We start from the raw sequence: 18,557 nt of genomic DNA on the forward strand, positions 1-18,557 counted from the left end.
ATGGGCATGAGTACGAGAACAAGCAAGAAGCAACAGGCACGAGAACTAGCGATGCAGGCACTGGCAGAAAAACTGGCTAAGCAAGAAAAGGTGAAAGCTGCCACGCAGCAAGCCTTCCTCGCTCAGGCCGAATTCGACGGCGTCCGCCAGCGCTTCGCCTCCGCCCTCCAGGAGCTAGAGCAACTAGGAGAGCCACAGACATGGATGCGCGAATCCTTTGGTCTGACAGCATCGGAACTGCGCTCCCTGCTTGCCCTCAACGTCGACGCTGGCGACGAGGAACAAGACAGCGAACCCGCCACCGAAGAAGCGGAGGAGAACACCGGCGAACACGACAGCGGCGACTACCACCAGTGAGTACGCCGCAGCCGTGGGACGTAGCACTTCCTGGGATGCCTACCCCACCCGATAAGCAACCGCACGCGCGGCGCGGGCGCGAGGTCGCCTCCAACCCGGACCTACTGCCCACGGCGAGCGACATCGCGCGGTTCAACCGGAAGATTGTTTACTCGCCGCACTGTTGGTTTTGGACCGGGGCCATCTCCACTCCCGACGGGTACGGACGATTCACCTTCCAACGGGACAACCAGCAACGCACCATGCTTGCTCATCGCTTCGCACTCCTTGCCGCAGGTATCGACCTGGCGGAGGGTGGTGTAGCGGAACATGCGTGCAACGAACCGCTGTGCGTGAAAGTCTCAGCCGATCATGTTCACCGCTCAACGCAGTCAACGAACCTGCGTTACGCCGTTGGGCGCGGCCGTCACGACGGCAGCCGCCTGGTCGTTCAATCCCATAACCGGGCCGCGCGATCACTCAGGATTAGAAGCGCACTGACCTCAGGATGGAACGAGGAGGCATACCGTGCTGCTGTCAACGGGACGGAAGAAGAGCAACTTTCTCTGTTCTCCCGTAGCCCCGAGGATTAAACTGCGCTATCCTCCCACCTAGGGACACCCCTGCTCCCCCGAGCAGACGGTGTCCTTAGACGACGCCTCCCGGTTGTCCGCCGCTTCCCGAGCCGGAGCGGGGGCGGCGTTTTGATTCAGGGTTTAGCTTGTGTCAGGGATGTACTCGGTGGATGCGTCAGCGACTCTAGATCAGCGGCGCGCCTACATCTCCAGTCCGTGGTCTTGGCTGGAGATGTTCGTTGTGCTGGAGACGTCGCGCTGTGAGCTGCCGCGGGTATGGAGTTGAGCTTGAAGCCGTTCGAGTGGGGTCGATTCTTCCGGCGCAGTGTGCCGCGCTCGCGGGGACGCTCCAGCAGCGGCGTCGTAAGTGGCAGCGAAACCAGCGAGGCGCTCAGTCGCGGCGCGCTGTTGCTTGCCGTGGTCGACGAGAATGCCGAAGAGTTGCTCTGTGGGCGCTTCTTGGGAGGCGAACTTCAGGGAATCTGCCACGGCGTCGAAACCTCTCCGGTAGGAGTTGACAAGGACTGCGTGGGCGTTATCTCGGAGGTTATGATGGGGTGTCTCTAGTACCGCGATATTGACGAGCAGGTGACTGACAACCTGTGGGTTGCCGATGCCAAGCTCGTCGTGGTTGTTCAGCAGGTGGGTGTTGACGCTGACGGCGTCGCGGCCGTGGCCACGGGTGTGGTTGTCTTTGATCGCAGTGAAGACTTGTCCGTATAGCGGGTTGTAGAAGTCTTTCTCTCGGAGTGTGTCGAGGACGAATGCGACGGCGGGTTCATTTGGTGACCAGAGTAGTTCGTTGAGCACCTGGACCTCGGGGTCGGAGTTGAAGTCGGGGCGAGTCATGATGCAATTGCGATGTCCGTCAGGGCCAAGCGTGCGGCCGTGTTTCCTGCCGCGTGATCTTGCGGTAGGGGCGATGTCCGCGTCAGCTCGCCGGTGGCGGTGACGATTGTGCCGTGCTGGCAGTCGGTGACTATGCGCTGCGCGAGCGCGCCGTCTGCGTAAACCTGGGTGTCGAGTAGCCAATGAGGATTGTCGGGGTCCTTGGCGATGATCCGGATCGTCACTCGCGTTGGGTTTTCTGGGTCGTCGAGTGTTGGAGATCCGAAGATTCTGCCGTCAATGGTCGCTGTCATCACGGTTTGTCTTTCGGTGCGGTTTGCGTGGCTAGTTCAACTGCTCGATGAAGTCGAGGGGTGGGCACTTCTGTCTCATCTCGTGGTAATGCTTCAAGGCTGCGTCTCTTTCCTCCCACGTCAAGTCCCTGTATTTCTGGTCAGAGAGAGGTTTCATCATTGCCTCGCCTTGACTGATCTCCCCGCTGTCGACTCGCTGCTGGTAGTCGCGACGCTCACGTTCACTGTCATGGAATTCGGTGCATGGGTCCACGCCGGTGGAAGCGATCTGCTCCTGCCGCCATGCTTCTTGTTCCTTTTCTGGACCGTCGTCGTAGTTGTAGGCGGCCATCTTGATCATTCCCCAGAATGCGGCGAGTATCAGCATGGAGATGGCCAGGCCGATGATGGGGAAGATGCTGAAAATGATCCCGGCGACCAGGCCGTTGCTGCGGACGCGGGGGATGATGATGCCGATAGCTCCCAGTAGCAGAATGATGTTGAACAGACTCATTGGTGCTCCTCGATGGTGCGGTAGATGGTGGCTCGGCTGACACGATATTCGGTGGCGAGGACACTCTTGCTCTCTCCGGCGGCTGCGCGCGCTCGGATTTCGCTTGCTTGTTCGGGTGTTAGTGATCTCTTGCGGCCTTTGTACTTGCCTTGTTTCTTTGCCAGGGCGATGCCTTCGGCTTGGCGTTCGCGGATGAGAGCGCGTTCGAATTCGGCGAAGCTGCCGAGGATGCCTAACAGTAGGTTTGCGCGGGCGTCGGTGTGGCCTGGAGCGAAGGTGAGGTTTTCCTTCAAGAACATCACCGTGGCACCCTTGGAGACGATGTCGTCAGTGATATTGCGAAGGTCGACCAGTGACCTGGCGAGTCGGTCGATGGAAGCGACTTTAAGCGTGTCACCGCCGCGTAAGTAGTCGAGGCAGGCGTCGAGACCAGGACGGGCAGCCCGGCTCTTAGCAGACTGTTTATCGACAAATTCTTTGTCCACGTCACCGATCGCTTCGCGTTGGCGCGCGAGGTTTTGCTCGATGGTGGAGACGCGGATGTAGGAGACCGTTTGTCCGGTCACGGTTTTCTTTCCTCCCAGCGTTTCAAGAAGTCTTTGACTTCAATGAGAACTGTAGCAGAATGCGTTTTAGGGCTTCGTGAGACAGGGAAAACGCCAGCGGCTGATGTGTTCCTTTAGGGTTCACCCATGTAGAACGGGTAATGAGCTAAATGGATTAATAAATGTATTTGCGGTATGCGGAGTTGTATTCGGCGATGCGTTTGAGTAGTGTTGGATTTATGAAAGTACTAACTATTCGCGTCCCAGATGATCTTCGAGCCCTCATTGCTGATGCAGCAGAAGCAAATGGGCAGTCCCAAAGTGACTACATGCGCCAAGCTATAGAGCTACACGTCAACCGGGTTGATCCGAAGTATGATCGCCAGCCCGCCGAAAAGAACATCACCCTCACTTCCTATGAGCGGGCCAGTCTGGCTCTCCAGCATCAGACTCTGCTGGCCGCCCAGGGGGATCTTCCCAAAGAGTCCTATGACTCGACTTGGCATGAACGGGCTATTGAAGTATTGGAACGTGGTTATGAGGGGGAATACCCCCGACTGTTTCCCCGTCAGACTGAAGCTCTCAGTTTGTATGACTGCGAGTTGGTCTGGGACATCCTAGACATGTTTAGGGTGATCCACTTCAGTGTTGAAGCGCTCGGCGAAAATGGGTGGGATGCTATTGGCGTCGAGAACGCCGAATGGTTCGGAAAGTTCAAGGGCTTCGATTACCAACATGAACGCGAAAGCCAGATGGCTGGCTACACGGAATACTTAGTTAAGAGCGGCCGGTGGACTGAGCAAGAAGAACTCGCAAAAGAAGGAATGAACTCCCACACGCAGATGCTTCCGACCTATCAGTCCATGCTCGGAGCCTTCAAACCGGTATGGCGCGAAGCGCTACGCGGAGGTGGGCGCTCCCACCTTAGTGCTCAAGATCTGCAAAGAATTTTGCTAGCCGCCCCCGGTGCACGGCGTGATGAAACCTGTAGCCGATCTTGAGGCACACAGGCATTTCATTGCCCGGAAAAATCAATAACCCCGGCGATTTACGCCTACTTTCGTAGTGCAGGGATCGTTTCGGGGCTTTCGAGGTAAAGAGTAACACAACCGCAATGAATAATCCAAGACCCGCCCCAGTACCGCTATCTCAGTGGTTTTCGTCTGCACGAATGAGCCGGTACGCCGATCATCCATCGCCAGAAGCGCTATACCTTTGGAATACTCATCTCACAAAGACCTATCTCGCCGACATTGAGCATCTCGAGGTGCTCCTTCGAAATTGCATCCACACTGCCCTAGCCAGAAGATACGACGAACGATGGTTTGACAATGGTCGAATAGCTTTCAGTAAAGAAGCAGATAAGAGCATTCGCAAAGCAAAGAGACGAGTCGGCGGGAGAGGGGCTCCATCAGGAAAGATTATCGCTGAACTCAGCTTTGACTTCTGGCGCTTCCTGTTAAGCAGTAACTATCATGCGAACATCTGGCCCCAGATAGAAAAAGCGTTGAAGGAAAAACCCGACAGCAGAAAGCAATTTGAAGAACTGGTGGTCATTGTTTACAACATGAGAAACAGGTGCTCTCACCACGAATCAATCGTCCAACAACACGATATACCCCGTGAAGTCGCACATCTCGACTCTGTAGATAACGCCATCCAAACGGTCGCAAGCTTCATTGATCCCCAGGCTGCAACTTGGATCAAGGCCAATTCCCAAGTCCCCGCCATACGAGCGCAACGACCTTAGTTGGATACCTTTTTAGGGGTGGATAATGGCACCGAAAGAATTCTTTTGTAGTGCAGGGAGCCATTCGGGAATATATGGCGTCTATCTATTGCATGCGGATAATAGTTGATGATTTTGTATTCAAACTTCCCCTGAAAACTCGCGAGATCTCCTCGTTAGGATGATCCCGGTCGAGCCCACGTCCAGCCAGCTCGTGAAGCTGGCTGCTGCCATCTTCGACGTAGAGCCAACGGACTTCCTGCTTCTCGACGATTCGCAGGAGATTCCTCAAAGAATGGCCATCGAGGCTGGACCCATCCGACGTGGGTAAGTGGGCCCAAGTGGTTCAGGTTTACTCATCTGAATTGCTGTCAGCTACAGCTGCAGAAACAACTCCTGCGTTAACTCTAGAATCCCTGTGAGCGCTCTTCGAAATGTAGCCCACTGGCGCTCTTTGAAAAGTAGCCCAGTGTGGTCGTTGTTATTGTGCCTGATGTGGGGTTGGTGAGGGGGTTGTTGGTGCGGGTATTTCGCGTCCTTTGATGCGGTGGCTTACTCCTCGGTGTTGAAAGATTTTGGCGTGGTGGACGATGCGGTCGACCATGGCGGTGGCTACTGTGATGTCGCCGAAGCATTGCGCCCATTGGGAAAACGCTAGGTTTGAGGTCACGATGATGGAGCCGTGTTCGTAGCGTCTGGAGACGAGTTGAAAAAACAGGTTCGCCGCGTCAGCTTCGACGGGAATGTAGCCGAGTTCGTCGATGATGAGCAGGTGGTAGCGGTTTAATCGTTTCAGCAGCGTTTCGAGTTTGCCGGTGTTGTGGGCTTCGGTGAGGGTGTTTACCCACCCGGCGGCGGTGTCGAAGAGGACGCGATAGCCTTGCTGCGCTGCTGTGATGCCAAGTGCGGTGGCGAGGTGGGTTTTGCCGGTTCCGGGTGGGCCGAGCAGGACGACGTTTTCAGCTGTGGCGACCCAGGCCCCGGTTTCAAGGCGTGCGATTTCAGTGCGGTCAATACTGGGTTGTGCGGTGAAGTCGAAGTCGGCGATGGTTTTCACGGCCGGAAAGCCGGCGCGTTTGACGCGTAATGATGCTCCGGATTCTGCGCGGGCGGTCGCTTCGACGGATAGCACGGCGGCGAGGTACTCCTCGAATGTCCAGGATTGGCTACGTGCTTGATTGGCGATGGTTGAGTAGACGTTGTCGATGCGTGGGGCTTTCAACTCCCGTGCGAGGTGACTAATTGCCGCCGCGGTGTCGTGGGCGCTGGTGCGGGTCATAGGAAAGAGCTCTCCTTGAAGTTTGTGGGGCGTTGAGGCCGTGTTAGGCGATGTGGTCGTAGATGGATAGGTCAGCGATGTCAACAGCGGTATCTGGCTGGAATCTCTCGCCCGCCGTAGCTAGGTCGCGGCGCATGGCGCGGGCAGTTTGGGCGTGGGCGGGGTCGGTGATGACCTTGTGCTGGCCCCAGTGGCGTGGGTGCACCGCGGCGGGTTCACCGTGTGGCCCGGTCACGGCGATTTCATCAAGCGTGCTGCGCACAGTGACTAGTCGGTCAATGAATGTCGGATCCACGCTGTACTGGTTGGTGTCAACGGTGACGTAGTAGTTTCGCGGCAGGCGCACCGCGGGCCTGACACCGAACACCGGCGGATACGGTGGCAAGGGGCGCATCGCCCGCTGATCAGCTGCAAACAAGTCCGCCGGTGTGGCCTTCAACGTGGTGTGAACGCGTGCGTTGGCGATTGTGGTGAACCACTCATCAAGTTGGGCTTGCACATCCACCGGGTCGCTGAACCGGCGCCCGGGGAAGAAGGAACGCTTCATGTACCCGTTGGTGCGCTCGACGATGCCTTTAGATTCCGGGTCCCGCGGTGGGGTCTGAACGATTCTGCAGCACAGCGCCCCGCCGAATGCGGCAACAGGCTCGCACAGCTTCGCCTTGCCAATCCCGGGCTCGTGATCCCACACGAGCCGATCTGGTACCGCTTGGAAATCACGTGTTATCAACTGCCACATCCCGGCGATCAAGTCATCAGTCGTGCGCGAGGGAAGCACACACGCCGCAGCGAAACGAGAATGCGAGGCTGCCATCACCAACACCGGCAACGCGCGGTAGACCCCATCAGCATCAGGTAGTCCACCCGGTGCAAAAGTGAGATCACATTGGATCTCACGCCCCGGGGCGTGAGTAAGGGTATCGACTGGGTCGGCGGGCATATACTCAGTCCGGATCCTGGCAACGTGTTTGCGAAACCATGAATCCGAGCCTGTCCAGCCCACTCGCTGAGCCAACACCTTGGCATTAAGCTGCGGTGTTTCCGTGAGAAGTTCCCTGACCTGCGGTTCAAACGGATCGAAACTCGTGCCTTTGGCATCCCGTGGCTTGTAACAAGGCGGCGAATCTGAAGCCAAAGCCTTCTCCACCGTCTTCTTCGCACAGCCCACTTCGGCCGCGATCTTCCTCAATGACAGACCCTGCCCACGCAGGTATCGGATCTGCGCCCATTCCTCCAATGAAATCACCCATCCAATCTTTTCCGGGTGGGCTACTTTTCGAGGAGCGTTTTGGGCTACTTTTCAAAGAGCGCTGACAATCCCTCGTCCTCGACCTTAAGACCCAGGCGCAGGATGCGCCAGTCAAAACCGATCATGCCTTTCAGTCTGGTCGACACCTGATTGACCTCGTTCAATCTGGTGATTCTATGGTTCAAAGTCAGTCGCACGAGTGGAGCATGACAGAAACCAATCAGGCCGATTCGGTTACCGCGCTAACAGAGCGTGAGGGCTTTGAACTCTAGAGTCCCGCGGCTAGCTTGATATAAGTGCAGCAAAGTAGCGAGCTAGCAAGATAGCACGCTATCCAAATAGCAGTTAGTCTGATATGAGCGGGATGGTACCGGCCCTCGGTGTATGAAGGGGCACACCCTGTCGGTTTGAAGCAGACCGGTACCGCACCGTTAAAGAGCAAGGCCGCTTGCGGCCGCGCTAGCACAACGAGCGAAGCGAGGCGGGAGCAGTTCGTTAGGGGTCACTCACGAAGCTTGCTGGGGTCTGAACCCCGGAAAGTGGACACGGAGTTTTAATCAGATGCGGTTTTGAGTATAGCTGTTTCGGAAGATTCAAAGGCGTTCGGCGAACGATAGCCGCACCTCGAGTGCAGGCGTTTGGTGTTGTAGCGACTGCACCATTGGAACACGTCCCGGCGACACACCAGCTGACTGGCGAAAACAGGTGCATCTTGAAGGACTTCCCGTTTCAACGTGGCGTTGAACGACTCCGCCAGAGAATTATCCGCGCTGGTACCAATTGCTCCCATCGATTGGGTAACACCGAGACGTTCACATAGTCTTCGGTACCGATCAGAGGTGTATACACTGCCATGATCGGAGTGGAAAATCGCTCCGTCAAGCCCGCCACGGATCCCGTAAGCCATCATCAAAGCCTCTTCAACTAACTCCGTACGCATGTGGACGGCGATCGCGAAACCGGTCAACTGCCGCGAGTAGCAGTCGATGACCGTCGCCAGGTACATATTCGACCCATCTGCAATCGGGAGGTAGGTGATATCGCCGACGTAGACCGTGTTTGGTTTCTCCGCGGTGAAACGGCGTGCGAGCAGATCCGGAAACGTCGGAGCGCGTTTCGCAGACACCGTGGTCTTTACGCGGCGTTTCTTGGTGTAGCCGAACAATTCCATCTGGCGCATCAGCCTGGCGGTGCGCTTGTGATTGAGGCGATCATCGCTGGTCGGATCCGAGTTGATGGCCGCTGTGATGCGTTTCGCCCCGTAACAGCCGTTCTCAGCTGTGAACACGGCCTTGATCCTCGCTCCCAGCGCCGCGTCAGCGACGAGGCGTCGCCGGCGGGCAGGAGCAGCAGATTTCCACTTGTAGTAGGAGGACCGGTTGATCTTCAGGACCTCACATAACCGCTTGACCTCGTAGAAGTCTCGGTGGTCATCAACGAACTGAAAGCGGTTCACCAGTTCGTCTCTTCCGCGAAATATTTGGCCGCCTTGCGCAGGATCTCTCGTTCTTCCCGTAGCGTGGCGTTTTCGCGTTCCAGCATGCGGATGCGTTCGGCATCGGAGAGTCCTTGAGCAGGAGTACGTTCGCTGTTGGCTGCGGCGATCGGGCTGGCGACTTTTTCACCGTTGGCGTTGGTTTTGGTGCCGGTGCCGAAGGCGTCGAGCCAGGTGCGCAGGGAGTTGCGGTTGACCCCGAGATCGGAGGCGATCGCGTTGATCGTGGCTCCAGGGGTCGACTCGTACAACGTCACTGCGTCACGCTTGAACTGCTCGGTGTAGGTCTTGCGTGGCATGGTGGAAAGGTACCTCACTTCCCCAGCGAAATGCTGGTTTCAGCGTGTCCACCACCAAGGGGTCAGGTCCCTGATGGCGCTGGTGACTCCCATTTCAAAGGTGGCAAGTTGTGGAATGGGAGAAGCCTCGATCTCGCGGGCGATGTCTGGCCACTCGACACCTAAAGTACGCAGGTGCCAGGCAAGTTCTGTGGCGAGGTCTTCAACAAGGTTGATGTAGCTGTTGTGGTCAGCGACTTCAATGTATCGGGCATCGTGGAGTTGGGCGATAATTTGGGCCAGCGGGTTCACAAGGATCGTTTCCTTCCGTGTTCCGGTAGTGTGGGCTTGCTTGGTAGCTTGCTAGTTGTCTAGCTTGCTCGCCTGCGAGGTTGCTAAGTGTTTGCGTATGAGCTCGGTGACGATCTCGGTGACCGTCGTGTCCTGGTCAGCGGCGAGTCTGCGCAGGTCGCGTTTCATGTCTGGGGTGATACGGATGTTGAGCTGGACCTCTTGCTTAGGCACCCGCTGCATGGACTGTGCGGCACTTGTAATTGGCCTGCTTTTGGTTGGGCGACGCATGGAGTTCATTAGCTCAGCTCCTTTACCAGTTCTGCGAGGATCGTGTCATAGCCATGGAGTTTGGTTGGCACTTGCCCAAAGCTTTTTTTGATACTTTCGCGCTGGGGGATTCCAATCTTGAAAGTCGGGATATGCTCTTCCTTGAGGGCTTCGCGCAGTTCCTGCAGTGAGTTCGTGTTGGGGATGACTGAGGTTAATAACACGGTGACTGGAGTGGTCCCGGCCAGATCGGTGGTGGACCACATGCGGTTGACCTCGATGCTGGATGGCCTGGTCGGCACGATAACGTGGTCTGCGGCCTGAATAGCCGCATCGATAATTCCGGATTCACCTGGAGGGCAATCGATGATGATCCACTCGGTGTTAGCCGGCCTGATTCGGGTGAGTGAGCGCGCGTTTGCGGGAAAGACGTCGAAGGGGAGGGGAGTGTTCGCATCCTCTGCTTGCTGAGCCCATTCCGTGGCGGATCCCTGAGGGTCTCCATCGAGGACGTGGACCTGCTTGCCCTGGTTTGCGAGGGCGGTGGCGAGATATATGGCTGAGGTGGTTTTTCCAGTCCCACCTTTGAGGTTGCAAAGGGTGATGATTGGCATTTTGTCTCCTTTAAAGTTGTGCGGCTTTAACGAGTCCGCGGATGTCGTTTGACGACTTGGTATACCGTTGGGTCGTTTCGATGGATTCGTGACCAAGGGCTTCCTGAATCGCGATGATGTCCTGACATTGCGCATAGGCAGTTGTCGCGAACCGGGGTCTGAACCCCGGAAAGTGGACACGGAGTTTTAATCAGATGCGGTTTTGAGTATAGCTGTTTCGGAAGATTCAAAGGCGTTCGGCGAACGATAGCCGCACCTCGAGTGCAGGCGTTTGGTGTTGTAGCGACTGCACCATTGGAACACGTCCCGGCGACACACCAGCTGACTGGCGAAAACAGGTGCATCTTGAAGGACTTCCCGTTTCAACGTGGCGTTGAACGACTCCGCCAGAGAATTATCCGCGCTGGTACCAATTGCTCCCATCGATTGGGTAACACCGAGACGTTCACATAGTCTTCGGTACCGATCAGAGGTGTATACACTGCCATGATCGGAGTGGAAAATCGCTCCGTCAAGCCCGCCACGGATCCCGTAAGCCATCATCAAAGCCTCTTCAACTAACTCCGTACGCATGTGGACGGCGATCGCGAAACCGGTCAACTGCCGCGAGTAGCAGTCGATGACCGTCGCCAGGTACATATTCGACCCATCTGCAATCGGGAGGTAGGTGATATCGCCGACGTAGACCGTGTTTGGTTTCTCCGCGGTGAAACGGCGTGCGAGCAGATCCGGAAACGTCGGAGCGCGTTTCGCAGACACCGTGGTCTTTACGCGGCGTTTCTTGGTGTAGCCGAACAATTCCATCTGGCGCATCAGCCTGGCGGTGCGCTTGTGATTGAGGCGATCATCGCTGGTCGGATCCGAGTTGATGGCCGCTGTGATGCGTTTCGCCCCGTAACAGCCGTTCTCAGCTGTGAACACGGCCTTGATCCTCGCTCCCAGCGCCGCGTCAGCGACGAGGCGTCGCCGGCGGGCAGGAGCAGCAGATTTCCACTTGTAGTAGGAGGACCGGTTGATCTTCAGGACCTCACATAACCGCTTGACCTCGTAGAAGTCTCGGTGGTCATCAACGAACTGAAAGCGGTTCACCAGTTCGTCTCTTCCGCGAAATATTTGGCCGCCTTGCGCAGGATCTCTCGTTCTTCCCGTAGCGTGGCGTTTTCGCGTTCCAGCATGCGGATGCGTTCGGCATCGGAGAGTCCTTGAGCAGGAGTACGTTCGCTGTTGGCTGCGGCGATCGGGCTGGCGACTTTTTCACCGTTGGCGTTGGTTTTGGTGCCGGTGCCGAAGGCGTCGAGCCAGGTGCGCAGGGAGTTGCGGTTGACCCCGAGATCGGAGGCGATCGCGTTGATCGTGGCTCCAGGGGTCGACTCGTACAACGTCACTGCGTCACGCTTGAACTGCTCGGTGTAGGTCTTGCGTGGCATGGTGGAAAGGTACCTCACTTCCCCAGCGAAATGCTGGTTTCAGCGTGTCCACCACCAAGGGGTCAGGTCCCCGGTGGCGTAGCGTATGAAGGGTCCATTGTCCAGGCAGACTTCTCGCCGCCAGTTTCCCGATCCATTTGGGGGATAGATGGCCGTGAACGTTTCCGGGGAAGAGCCACTTTTGTCCTTGGGACTGCTTAGTGATCATGATCATTAGGTCGGGGGGAACGGGAAGCATTCGGGCTTTCCGGCCTTTGCCATGGACTGTAAGTGTTCCCCATCCATCCTCTGCAGGATGGATGTCTGCCGCCGCTATCGATGCTATCTCGGCGCTTCTTAATCCCAACTCCGCAGCTAGGCGCAAGATGAGCGTAAGGCGTTGGCTTCGCGTTGCCAGAGCCTTTCTAATGGCGGTGTCTGGTGCTGGCCGTGGGGGTGGCACGGGACGTCGAACGGACTTCAGAAGAAGGGAAGGGTCTTTGGTCCCGTAGCGCTCGGACCTCCATTGAAAGAACAGCCGAACGGAAGCATGGTATGAGTTGCGTGTTTCTGGTGCCCAATTCTTGCTGCCACTCCACGTCACTAGAGTGTCGCTTGTTACGCTTTCAGGGTTTCTTTCCCCGCACTGGCGAGCAAGTGTGCGCAGGTGACGAATCCGGGTGTCTATGGTGGTGGCCGTGCGCCCCTGGGCTCTGAGGAACAACTCGAACTTGAGGAGGTCGGGTTCCCAATCATGGGGGATCGGTCTGAGGTGAGGCCGCTGTGAAATAAGCATTCTCTCATACTCGAGGACCCGTTGTTGTCTCCGCGTATCGTAATTGAACGTGTCGGGTAATTCCTCGTTCGACTGCAGCGCGCCCCGTTGCTAGCTCCGTAGCGTGCTACCTGGCTAGCATGGTAGCGGCTTAGCAAGCTAGCTCGGATTTCAAAAAAAAGTTGGTGCAGCAGGCGTGCAAAACGCCAATAAGTAGCCCATAACCCAGAGGTCGTAGGTTCGAATCCTGCCCCCGCTACTAATCCGGAACCCTCGGTTCGCGAAAGCGAATCGGGGGTTTCTTGCATTGCATCGACCTTCTGGGTTAAGTAGCAAAAAGGGGTTAAGTAGCAAAAAGTGTGTCCGCTCGGCGTGTTGCGGGGCGGGCACACCGTTTGTTACTTCATGGGGCCTTTTCTGATTCCTATCGAGTGTTCGTACTCGGTTGGGATAGCGTTGTCGTAGAAGGCTGGTCGGCCTGTTTCCTGGTCGGCTTTGTTGTGGTCTTCTTCGACAAGATCGTTGACTTTGGCGAGTTGATCTTGGCCGAAATTGCACTGCCTGGCGATCTTTAATGGGTCGTCAGGCAGTTGCGTTTTCGAGTGCAGGTACCACTCGAGCATTCTGCGTTGGCGTTCCCCGGACCTGCCGCGATGCGCGTCGGCGATGCGTTTGAGCTGGGCGTTGACGCCGCCTTCCAGACTGTTTGTCGTTGAAGCCCAGCGTTGAAGCTCAAGCGCATTCGGTGGTGGCTGCAGGTAGGTAAACAGCCATCCTTTCCGTGAGAGGTGCAGCAGGGAGTTGTATGCCTTGCGAACTCGCAGATGGGTCCATTCCCACTGGTTGTTGAGTGTGCGGCGCTCTTTTGGCACGAGCGTTTTCTCATTGAGGAATGCTGTGAATACCTGTCCGAAGTCGTGCAGGCGTAGTGTCCAGTCGCGTGCTTGGTCCAAGGTGGTGATACGGGTCAATTTCAACGCCAGGGCGTAGATGGCTTTGCCGGCGTCGGTGCGTGGTCGTGATGTGGTGTAGTGGCGGATGACGCGTTGCGCATGGACGAGGCATCGTTGGATCATCGCGTTCGGCCAGCAGGCTTTAATCGCAGTAAGTGCGCCTTGTCCGCCGTCGAGGACGACGCAGAGCGGCTCAGCGATTTTGCGGAGTAGCTGCGTGTAGGCGTGGGCGGTTTCGTGTTTGGTCCAGTGCCATGCGATGACGTGGTCGTGGCTGGCTGCGACGAGCAAGCATCCGGCGGCGGTGTAGGTGCCGTCGATGAAGATCTGGTCGTAGACGCGCTGTGGGTCACCGTCGTTGGGGATGTCGATGAGCCAGAACGGTTTGAATCGGCGGTCAAGTGTCCAACGGCTTACCCCTTGTTGCTGGGCGAGTTCAGACAACGTTGCCGTGGAGGTGGCATAAGAGACGAAGGCTTTAAAGTCGCGGGCCTGCGTGCGGTCGGTGCGGGTTCGTGTCGTGGAACTGCCGCAGTTCGGGTCCTTGCATCGCCACCTGGTTGTGCCTTTAGAAGTGGTTCCGTTTTTCTTCATTTGCCCAGCGCATATCGGGCATCGTGGTCTGTTTTTACTCACCCGGAAAGCACACCAAACCCCCGTTTAGCACATGCGGGTGCCATTCCGGTGGATTGAACACTAATCGGGCGGATATAAGGTCTTGATGCTTATGTCCGCCCGATTTACCCGTTCTGATCAGTAATAATGCTGAAAGTTAGACACACTTTCTGCTACTTAACCCTGGATAGATCTCTCGGATGTTTGCATTCTATATTCGTAAGTAGGAAAGCCCAGGTTAACGCTGGGCTTTCCTGGGTCGGTGGAGTGGACTACGTCCGATCCCTCAATTTTCTTGACAGGCGAAGATACATCAGGGTGATCGTCAGAGAGTAGATCAGTAGAAAGAGCGCGATGATCATTAGCCAGGATTCTTGTGTCATGGTCTCCTACTTGCAGATGGCGTTAGTTGCTCCAGTGCAGCCCAGTGTAGCGATCAGTCCGCAGACTGACGCGCATCCAAGACCGGCCAAGCCATTTACAAACCCCAGTCCAAGGCAGATTCCATAGCAACCAGCAGCTCCACCCGTCCCACAGAGTGCACCCACGCCCCATTCGCAGGCTCCCTGGGTTTGAAAAGCCGGGTCCATCGGGCTGTCCGGGGCGGTGGTAGTATTACCTTCCTTGTCGACATGGCCATGCCACAGTAGCTCTCCGTCGCTCAACATCCATGATTCATATTGGCCGGTTGCTGGGTCAAATTGCCCAATTCGGTACGTCTGCACGTTGACCACTTCGGAAAGTTCGAGGTCGACGGCAATACGGTAAAACTCAAAATTCTGAGGGGTTTCCTTGGGATCCGATACCGGAGCGGCAGTAACCCAGACCTTTCCTTCAGAGGCAACCGCAACGTTCGCTTTTTCCCAATCCAGAATAGTGGTGGCATCAATCGCAGACATATGTTCCTGCGCAATTGATTTCGCTTCGTTGGTTTGGTCTTTACTGAGCTGCACCGGGGTAGCTGATTCCGTCGCGTCTCCACAGGCACTTGGGCGACTGGGTGCGGATGTATCGGTTTCGACTGTAGCGTTTGGAGGCGGTGTGCTACTGCCTAGGGATGATGCATGAGCTACACTGTTGGCGAGCATTAGGGCAACTACAGCAAACAAGGTGAGTGCAAGTACTCCAATGCGGAGCCAACGTAGTGATTGAACTTTCATGGTTCCTACCCTCGGGGTTCCAACCTACTTACGGGGGAGGGCGGGGGCGCTGTGCGATCACCTTAAGCACAATCTCAATTGCCCCCACAAATAACGATATAGCAAGGTGATTTGACAGACAATAGAAATTCGATGTAAGTATACTTTCGTATACTTCTTCCGATTTTCCACCGATGGGTCGGGCGTGTCCGTTAGCATCTGACACATCAGATCCGGGGATGCCTGGGTGAGTGGCTCATCGAGGTAGGTGGTCGGGTCGATATGCTTCGGAGTCAACGTCCACCCGCGTGGTAAGTCCTTTCGAGGAGATGTGAGAGTTGATTCGAAAGGTATCCACGATGGTCGCCCTCATCGGTGCCGACATGAGCACTCACCACGGATCACAGATACACCACGCTAACGGACACTGATAATGGGAGTGCGGGACAAGAACCATCCGGAATGACCCACTAACGGACTGGCCACAATCTGATTGTGTGCCTTCGTTGCGATCTGTCTTCCGGGCTGGTTCTCGCCCCGCACCGCGATCCGGCGATTCGGTCATGACCTCATAGGAGCGTGACCTCTCACCGTGAGCACCCCGGCAGGTGCCATAGTAGTAGTCCCATCAGTGTCCTGTCTGCTCGAACCCTCGGATCAGCGGCTACCTTCATCACTTCCCTATGCGAAAGCGTTGACAGCCATGACCACAGACATCGACCTCTCCGCAAGCCCCGTCGCCGGGGTCGACACCCACACCGACACCCACACCGTCGCCGCGGTGACCCCAACCGGCCGGCACCTGACCACCGAAACCTTCCCCACCACTAGGCCCGGCTACACACACCTCGCCGAGTTCCTCAGCAAGCACGGTGTCGGCGCCGTCGGAGTAGAAGGAACCAACTCCTTCGGTGCCGGATTAACCCGGCACCTCATAGACCGTGGCTACACGGTCGTTGAAGTCCTGCGCCCGGCCCGCAGCATTCGACGCCGGGACGGGAAATCAGATCCGGTGGATGCCCTTGCCGCCGCGCGACAGGTCCTGACCGGGGAAGGGCTGAGCACGCCTAAAGATTCCACGGGCCCGGTGGAGTCGTTACGAGCGTTACAGATCACCCGGAAACAGCTGGTGTCCACCACCGCGAAACTCATCACAACGATGAAGTCGTTGCTGGTCACAGCCCCTGATGACATCCGCACCCGCTACGCCACGATGACCAATCACGCTCTGGTCAACGCGTTGGTGTACTGCCGACCGTCGTCGGATGGTACTGATCCGCGAAATGGTGTGCTGACCAGCCTGAAGATTCTGGCCACGACCTACCGCGCATTGCGGGTGCAGTGCGATGAGCTGGAAACCCGGATCGCTGCCCTGGTGTCAGTGATCAATCCCCATGTCAGCAACATCGTGGGATGTGGGGCTCTTGTTTCCGCTGATCTGCTGATCAGCATCGGCGATAATCCGGAGCGCATCCACTCCGAAGCAGCGCTGGCGCACTTATGTGGAGCGGCTCCACTGCCGGCAAGCTCTGGGCGAACCAACCGGCACCGGCTCAATCGTGGTGGTGACCGGCGGGCGAACTCAGCGTTGGACCGAATCGCTATGGTGAGGATGAAGTGTGACCAGCGCACCAGGGAGTACGTCGCCCGGCGTACCGAGGAGGGGTTGTCGAAAAGGGAGATTATTCGCTGCCTGAAGCGCGCGATCGTCCGGGAGATCTACCGGGTCATATGCACCAGGCGCAGTACGCCACAGCCCAGGGATCTTCGTCGGGATGAGTTGAAAGAACTGCGTATCGCGAAGCATCTCACCCAGGTGGTTGTAGCGAAGCATTTGGGGTGTGCCCCGGCGAGGATCAGTGACATCGAGACTGGAAAACGTCCGTTGACGGAATTAGCATCGGCCTACGAAAAATTTCTGAAAAGCGCTTGACACAATATAGGAGCATCACAACCATGCGAATCGCCGGCCTGTCCGGCAAAGGCAAAGGCGCAACTCCCACAACGACCCGCACACCCAAAGGCCCTGATCTTCGACCAGATCTGGTCAATCGGGCTTTCAGAGACGATGGCCCCCACCGCCGTGTGGGTGGCTGACATCACCTAAGTTCGCACCCGGAAGGGTTTCGGCTATACCGATTTTGTCACCGACGTGTTCTCCCGACGAATTGTGGGATGGGCGTTGTCTGACTCAATGCGCACTGAGGCATTGCCGCTTAAGGCTCTTCATCAAGCCATAGTGTGTGCCAAGGAGACCACGGGCCTTGTTCACCATTCGGATCACGGCTCGCAGTACGTCAACATTGTCTACAACGACAGGCTAGCCGAACATGACATCGCTGCTTCTACTGGGGCTATCGGCGACTCCTACGCCAACACCTTGGCTGAAAATGTCAACGGTTCCTACAAGAATGAACTCATTCATACTCGGACGTGGAGCGGCGTTGTTGATGTATGAGGTCGCCGCGATCAAATGGGTCAATTGGTGGATCGAGTCCAGGCTTCATCAGTCTCTCGGGTATCGCACACCGGCTGAGGTTGAATCACAGTTTCGGCGCAGCAACCCGGCCCAAGGAATAATGGAAATCAAGGCAGATACCTAGGAACAAAACCCGGGGCACTTCATCCCGCTATAGACCCCGGAGGCGCAAATGTTGATCAGATATTAAGGTCCGTCACCCGTTGTGGTCTTATACAAGCCTGTACCCGGAGCCGCGGATCGTTTCCACCTTCTCAGCGCCGATCTTTTTGCGTAGGGTTCGAATGTAGACGTCTACGACGTTTGAGCCGGGGTCGAAATCCATCCCCCACACCATGCTTAGCAGTTGGGCGCGGGAGAGGATCTGGCCGGGGTGGCGCATGAGTGTCTCCAGTAGTCCGACTTCGCGCCGCGACAGGTCTTTCCACTTCTCACCTACTTGAACCCGTTGGGTGCGCAGGTCGAGGACGAGGTCGCCTCGAACCAAGCGGAATCCGCCGTCGGTGGGGGAGTTTTCGCTGCTGGCCACCTTGTCCGCTAGGCGCAGGCGGACGCGGGCTAGCAGCTCGGCAAATTGGAAGGGTTTGGGCATGTAGTCGTCGGCGCCGCCTTCGAGGGTGCGGATCCGATCTTCCAGTTTGGTGCGGGCTGTGAGCACGATAATGGGCAGTCCGACTCGCAGGGCGCGTAGTTGTTCTAGGACATCGGCCCCGTCCATGTGGGGCAAGCCCAGGTCGAGGATCATGAGGTCGAAATCCCCGGAGCGGGCCATGGCGAAGGCGAAGGGGCCTGAATCGACGACGTCGCATGCGTACCCGGCGGAGATCAGGCCACGGCTGATGAAGTCGGCGATACCGCGGTCGTCCTCCGCTATGAGAATCCTGCTCATGGGTT

The 18,557-nt window shown here is 56.9% G+C and carries 21 protein-coding genes and 2 pseudogenes; 7 read left to right on the forward strand and 16 right to left on the reverse strand.

The window, feature by feature from the left end; translation table 11 throughout:
* Positions 1 to 6: 6 nt before the first annotated feature.
* A complete protein-coding gene (locus tag VLL26_RS00545) occupies positions 7 to 357 on the forward strand; it encodes a hypothetical protein (protein WP_342319211.1) in 351 nt (116 codons plus the stop codon).
* Between the two features lie 35 nt (positions 358 to 392).
* The gene (locus tag VLL26_RS00550) at positions 393 to 929 is read left to right on the forward strand and encodes a hypothetical protein (protein WP_342319212.1); all 537 of its coding nucleotides are present in this window, start codon (positions 393 to 395) and stop codon (positions 927 to 929) included.
* 183 nt (positions 930 to 1,112) lie between these two features.
* Here the strand turns inward: VLL26_RS00550 and VLL26_RS00555 are convergent, their stop codons facing one another.
* The 4 genes from VLL26_RS00555 to VLL26_RS00570 are packed head-to-tail and all read right to left on the reverse strand — an operon-like array spanning position 1,113 to position 3,112.
* Complete coding sequence (locus VLL26_RS00555) at positions 1,113 to 1,760, reverse strand: DnaB-like helicase N-terminal domain-containing protein (protein ID WP_342319213.1); 648 nt, start codon at positions 1,758 to 1,760, stop codon at positions 1,113 to 1,115.
* Complete coding sequence (locus VLL26_RS00560) at positions 1,757 to 2,053, reverse strand: hypothetical protein (protein WP_342319214.1); 297 nt, start codon at positions 2,051 to 2,053, stop codon at positions 1,757 to 1,759. Before VLL26_RS00560 ends, VLL26_RS00555 begins: the two co-directional genes overlap by 4 nt.
* A 31-nt stretch (positions 2,054 to 2,084) precedes the next feature.
* Complete coding sequence (locus VLL26_RS00565; protein ID WP_342319215.1) at positions 2,085 to 2,546, reverse strand: hypothetical protein; 462 nt, start codon at positions 2,544 to 2,546, stop codon at positions 2,085 to 2,087.
* The gene (locus VLL26_RS00570; RefSeq protein ID WP_342319216.1) at positions 2,543 to 3,112 is read right to left on the reverse strand and encodes a recombinase family protein; all 570 of its coding nucleotides are present in this window, start codon (positions 3,110 to 3,112) and stop codon (positions 2,543 to 2,545) included. The genes VLL26_RS00565 and VLL26_RS00570 overlap by 4 nt, the downstream gene beginning before the upstream one ends.
* Positions 3,113 to 3,273: 161 nt before the next feature.
* Between VLL26_RS00570 and VLL26_RS00575 the strand changes: the two genes are divergently transcribed.
* The 3 genes from VLL26_RS00575 (at position 3,274) to VLL26_RS00585 (ending at position 5,151) form a co-directional block, all read left to right on the forward strand.
* On the forward strand, positions 3,274 to 4,092 hold the full coding sequence (locus VLL26_RS00575) for a YfbU family protein (protein WP_342319217.1): 819 nt from the start codon (positions 3,274 to 3,276) through the stop codon (positions 4,090 to 4,092).
* A 170-nt stretch (positions 4,093 to 4,262) separates the two neighbouring features.
* Positions 4,263 to 4,841, forward strand: coding sequence for a hypothetical protein (locus VLL26_RS00580; RefSeq protein WP_342319218.1), 579 nt, complete (start codon positions 4,263 to 4,265; stop codon positions 4,839 to 4,841).
* Between the two features lie 160 nt (positions 4,842 to 5,001).
* A complete protein-coding gene (locus tag VLL26_RS00585) occupies positions 5,002 to 5,151 on the forward strand; it encodes a hypothetical protein (protein ID WP_342319219.1) in 150 nt (49 codons plus the stop codon).
* A 150-nt stretch (positions 5,152 to 5,301) separates the two neighbouring features.
* On the opposite strand, the gene istB is transcribed toward VLL26_RS00585, so the two are convergent.
* From istB to VLL26_RS00635, 11 genes and pseudogenes are all read right to left on the reverse strand, one after another.
* Entirely contained in the window at positions 5,302 to 6,099 is a 798-nt protein-coding gene (gene istB, locus VLL26_RS00590; protein ID WP_342318488.1) for an IS21-like element helper ATPase IstB, read from the reverse strand.
* A gap of 43 nt (positions 6,100 to 6,142) precedes the next feature.
* On the reverse strand, positions 6,143 to 7,345 hold the full coding sequence (istA, locus tag VLL26_RS00595; RefSeq protein WP_342319220.1) for an IS21 family transposase: 1,203 nt from the start codon (positions 7,343 to 7,345) through the stop codon (positions 6,143 to 6,145).
* A gap of 556 nt (positions 7,346 to 7,901) precedes the next feature.
* A protein-coding gene (locus tag VLL26_RS00600) for an IS3 family transposase (protein WP_342318167.1) occupies positions 7,902 to 9,142 on the reverse strand; the annotation gives its coding sequence in 2 pieces (ribosomal slippage) (positions 7,902 to 8,815 and positions 8,815 to 9,142; 1,242 coding nt in all).
* A gap of 39 nt (positions 9,143 to 9,181) precedes the next feature.
* Positions 9,182 to 9,433: a hypothetical protein gene (locus VLL26_RS00605; protein ID WP_342319221.1), complete on the reverse strand. Its 252-nt coding sequence runs from the start codon at positions 9,431 to 9,433 to the stop codon at positions 9,182 to 9,184.
* A 51-nt stretch (positions 9,434 to 9,484) separates the two neighbouring features.
* On the reverse strand, positions 9,485 to 9,712 hold the full coding sequence (locus tag VLL26_RS00610; protein WP_342319222.1) for a hypothetical protein: 228 nt from the start codon (positions 9,710 to 9,712) through the stop codon (positions 9,485 to 9,487).
* Entirely contained in the window at positions 9,712 to 10,296 is a 585-nt protein-coding gene (locus VLL26_RS00615) for a ParA family protein (RefSeq protein ID WP_342319223.1), read from the reverse strand. Before VLL26_RS00615 ends, VLL26_RS00610 begins: the two co-directional genes overlap by 1 nt.
* A 10-nt stretch (positions 10,297 to 10,306) precedes the next feature.
* Positions 10,307 to 10,468 (reverse strand): annotated as a pseudogene (locus VLL26_RS00620) (tyrosine-type recombinase/integrase); the annotation flags it as partial.
* A gap of 14 nt (positions 10,469 to 10,482) precedes the next feature.
* A protein-coding gene (locus tag VLL26_RS00625; RefSeq protein ID WP_342318167.1) for an IS3 family transposase occupies positions 10,483 to 11,723 on the reverse strand; the annotation gives its coding sequence in 2 pieces (ribosomal slippage) (positions 10,483 to 11,396 and positions 11,396 to 11,723; 1,242 coding nt in all).
* Entirely contained in the window at positions 11,686 to 12,498 is an 813-nt protein-coding gene (locus VLL26_RS11115; protein ID WP_425292273.1) for a tyrosine-type recombinase/integrase, read from the reverse strand. The genes VLL26_RS00625 and VLL26_RS11115 overlap by 38 nt, the downstream gene beginning before the upstream one ends.
* A gap of 377 nt (positions 12,499 to 12,875) precedes the next feature.
* The gene (locus VLL26_RS00630) at positions 12,876 to 14,066 is read right to left on the reverse strand and encodes an IS1249 family transposase (protein WP_425292265.1); all 1,191 of its coding nucleotides are present in this window, start codon (positions 14,064 to 14,066) and stop codon (positions 12,876 to 12,878) included.
* Positions 14,067 to 14,434: 368 nt separating this feature from the next.
* Positions 14,435 to 14,998, reverse strand: a complete 564-nt coding sequence (locus VLL26_RS00635; RefSeq protein ID WP_342319224.1) for a hypothetical protein — start codon at positions 14,996 to 14,998, stop codon at positions 14,435 to 14,437.
* 889 nt (positions 14,999 to 15,887) lie between these two features.
* Between VLL26_RS00635 and VLL26_RS00640 the strand changes: the two genes are divergently transcribed.
* Together VLL26_RS00640 and VLL26_RS00645 are read left to right on the forward strand one after the other, a co-directional pair.
* Positions 15,888 to 17,117: an IS110 family transposase gene (locus VLL26_RS00640; RefSeq protein ID WP_342319225.1), complete on the forward strand. Its 1,230-nt coding sequence runs from the start codon at positions 15,888 to 15,890 to the stop codon at positions 17,115 to 17,117.
* 192 nt (positions 17,118 to 17,309) lie between these two features.
* Positions 17,310 to 17,642, forward strand: a pseudogene (locus tag VLL26_RS00645) (DDE-type integrase/transposase/recombinase); the annotation flags it as partial.
* 232 nt (positions 17,643 to 17,874) lie between these two features.
* On the opposite strand, the gene VLL26_RS00650 reads toward VLL26_RS00645, so the two are convergent.
* Complete coding sequence (locus tag VLL26_RS00650; protein WP_342319226.1) at positions 17,875 to 18,552, reverse strand: response regulator transcription factor; 678 nt, start codon at positions 18,550 to 18,552, stop codon at positions 17,875 to 17,877.
* Positions 18,553 to 18,557: the final 5 nt, after the last annotated feature.

This window comes from Corynebacterium sp. BD556 (assembly GCF_038452275.1).
In the GTDB taxonomy this organism is placed as follows: Bacteria; Actinomycetota; Actinomycetes; order Mycobacteriales; family Mycobacteriaceae; genus Corynebacterium; species Corynebacterium mayonis.